This window comes from Gandjariella thermophila, assembly GCF_005405885.1.
GTDB classification, from domain to species: domain Bacteria; phylum Actinomycetota; class Actinomycetes; order Mycobacteriales; family Pseudonocardiaceae; genus Gandjariella; species Gandjariella thermophila.
The window spans coordinates 1-1,583 of the sequence record NZ_BJFL01000104.1; the positions used below are offsets into that span (position 1 = coordinate 1).

A 1,583-nucleotide genomic window follows, 5' to 3' on the forward strand; every position below is an offset into this window, starting at 1 on the left:
CGCCTGGCCCGCAAAGGCATCGAATCCTCGACCAAGCTCGGCAGACACCGGTGGGTGATCGAGAGGACCATCGCCTGGCTGACCGGGTACCGCCGCCTCACCGTCCGCTACGAACGCAAAGCCACCCACTTCCTCGCCTTCCTCACCCTCGGCGCAGCCATCACCTGCTACAAGAAACTCGCCAAATGAGACACGCTCTAAGCCTCCAGATCAACAAGTGTCCACTAGAGCGCACAAGAGGCGCCTGACCTGCATGCGAGCGGTCACGCCTGGAGATGTGCGCACCGGACCGCTCGCAGAGATCAAACTATCTTCGGCCCAGGGTCCGGCAGACGACGGGGACGTCCCAGGCTGCGCACGCGGGCCGGAGAGGACGCCGGGCCGAGGTCGATCTCGACCACGCTGTCCTCGCCGAGGTCCATCACGTCGGTGACGGCGGACTCCAGTTCGGCGAGTTCGGCGACACTCAAATCGCACAGGAACACCGAGTACCGCGGTCGGTCGCCGTGGTCCTCCATGAGTGCGCAGACCCGGCGCAGGCGCTTCGGGTCCGCGATGTCGTAGGCCATCAGGTAGCGCCGCCTGGCCATCGGCTCACCTCGTGACCATCGGCGTGTACCGGGGTATCTCGCCGACCAGGATGGCGGCGAGCAGGCGGGCCTGGAGGTCGAGCACCCGCCGGTAGCTGATCTTGTAGGAGTTCATCACAAACCCGGCATGATCACGCGGTGGCCGCTCTACGTCACGCCGCCACGCCCAAGATCACGATGTCCGGCTGCCGTACTACTGCGTCAGTACTTCCCGAAAGGAACCGACCTGTCCGTCTACACCCAAGCCGAGCTTGACGCCGTCGCCGACAAACTCAACGATCGGCCTCGGCGGACTCTGGGCTGGCTCAAACCGACCGAGGTTCTCAACAAATTGCTGGGTGGAGTCATATGATCAGTGCACCACGCTCTTGATAGGATCGTAGCGCGATTAAGCGGGTTTGACAGGGAAAGGATTGGCGTCGCTGTGCGGGGTATAGAGCTGCGCCCAGAAGAACGAGAAACAATTTCTCGGGAGCTGGTAAAGGGTCGATCGTTACGGGCGATCGGTAGACTGCTCAGCCGGGATCATTCGGTGATTTCTCGGGAGGTTGGCAGGAACGGTGGACGGGCGGCGTATCGAGCGATATCCGCACAGCGTCGCGCGAACCAAACACGATCCCGACCGAAATCCCGGCTGCTGGAAACGAACCCGCGACTGCATGACGAAGTCAACAGCGGCTTAGCCAAGAAATGGTCACCACGGCAGATCAGCGATCGGTTGCGCGTCGATTTCCCGGAGGATGACACTGAGCCATTTTCATCCTGGGCTGGATGTGTTGGCGTGCAAGGCTTCTTGCTGATCACGGGTTGATGTGCACTGGCGCGTCGGCGCCTGGATGTGGCGAAGCCCCTGGTAGCAGAACTATCGATTAAGATCGCTCAGCAGATGCCAGGGGCTTCACGTGCTGTTCTACCGTGCCGCTCTGCCGTTGTCACATCGAACCCTGACCTTCGTGTCCGGCCTGGTCCGCGCTCACCGCAAGCGGCTCGGAT

General features: G+C 62.1%; 3 protein-coding genes and 2 pseudogenes. 4 read left to right on the forward strand and 1 reads right to left on the reverse strand.

What is annotated here, in order from left to right:
- A partial coding sequence (locus tag FFT21_RS28380) for a transposase (protein WP_153816597.1) occupies nucleotides 1-189 on the forward strand: 189 nt, incomplete at its 5' end.
- A 113-nt stretch (nucleotides 190-302) separates the two neighbouring features.
- Here the strand turns inward: FFT21_RS28380 and cas2 are convergent.
- Entirely contained in the window at nucleotides 303-590 is a 288-nt protein-coding gene (cas2, locus tag FFT21_RS28385; protein WP_137816970.1) for a CRISPR-associated endonuclease Cas2, read from the reverse strand.
- A 193-nt stretch (nucleotides 591-783) separates the two neighbouring features.
- On the opposite strand from cas2, the pseudogene FFT21_RS28395 reads away from it, so the two are divergent.
- From FFT21_RS28395 to FFT21_RS28405, 3 genes and pseudogenes are all read left to right on the forward strand, one after another.
- Nucleotides 784-942, forward strand: a pseudogene (locus FFT21_RS28395) (IS30 family transposase); the annotation flags it as partial.
- A gap of 72 nt (nucleotides 943-1,014) precedes the next feature.
- Entirely contained in the window at nucleotides 1,015-1,401 is a 387-nt protein-coding gene (locus FFT21_RS30870) for a helix-turn-helix domain-containing protein (RefSeq protein ID WP_192909817.1), read from the forward strand.
- A gap of 91 nt (nucleotides 1,402-1,492) precedes the next feature.
- Nucleotides 1,493-1,583, forward strand: a pseudogene (locus FFT21_RS28405) (IS5/IS1182 family transposase); the annotation flags it as partial.